This is a genomic window from Nocardia sichangensis (assembly GCF_047200615.1).
Lineage (GTDB): Bacteria > Actinomycetota > Actinomycetes > Mycobacteriales > Mycobacteriaceae > Nocardia > Nocardia sichangensis.
On sequence record NZ_JBJZOK010000130.1, the window covers coordinates 1 to 696 of the forward strand.

Here is a 696-nt window from a genome sequence, read left to right on the forward strand (position 1 = left end):
GGGACTGTGGATCTAACGGTGTTTGCGGCCTGACGCGCTGAACGAAGTTCAGCGGGAAGGTGCCGTGATGACGACACTTGATGCCGTGGCGAGGAAGAAGGCCGAGGCTTCGGCCGAGGAGCTGGCAGCGGCGGAGTTGGTGCGGATGGCCAAGGAACAGGGCTTGTCCCTGACCGGGCCGAACGGGCTGCTCAAACAGTTCACCAAGACCGTCCTCGAGACGGCGTTGAACGAGGAGATGACCGAACACCTAGGGTTCGAGCCGAACCAGGCGCCCGCCGAGCGGGACTCGGCGAACGTGCGCAACGGGACCAGACCGAAAACGGTGCTGACCGAGACGACCGGGCCGGTGCCGATCGAGGTGCCCCGCGACCGCGACGGCAGTTTCGAACCTCAGATCGTGCGCAAGCGCCAGCGCCGGTTGACCGGGGTGGATGAGATCGTGCTGTCGCTGTATGCCAAAGGCCTGACCACCGGGGAGATCTCGACGCATTTCGCCGAGATCTACGGCGCGTCGGTGTCGAAGGAGACCGTTTCTCGTATCACCGACAAGGTGGTCGCGGAAATGCAGGAATGGGCCAGTCGGCCGCTGGATGAGGTTTATGTGGCCGTCTTCATCGATGCGATCGTGGTGAAGGTCCGAGACGGTCAGGTCGCCAACCGGCCGATCTACGCCGCGATCGGAGTCAGCGTCAC

At 63.8% G+C, this 696-nt stretch carries 1 protein-coding gene; it reads left to right on the forward strand.

The window, feature by feature from the left end; translation table 11 throughout:
* Window positions 1-64: 64 nt before the first annotated feature.
* Window positions 65-696 (forward strand): IS256 family transposase (locus ACL03I_RS39450; RefSeq protein WP_412808665.1); only part of this gene is annotated, 632 nt, incomplete at its 3' end.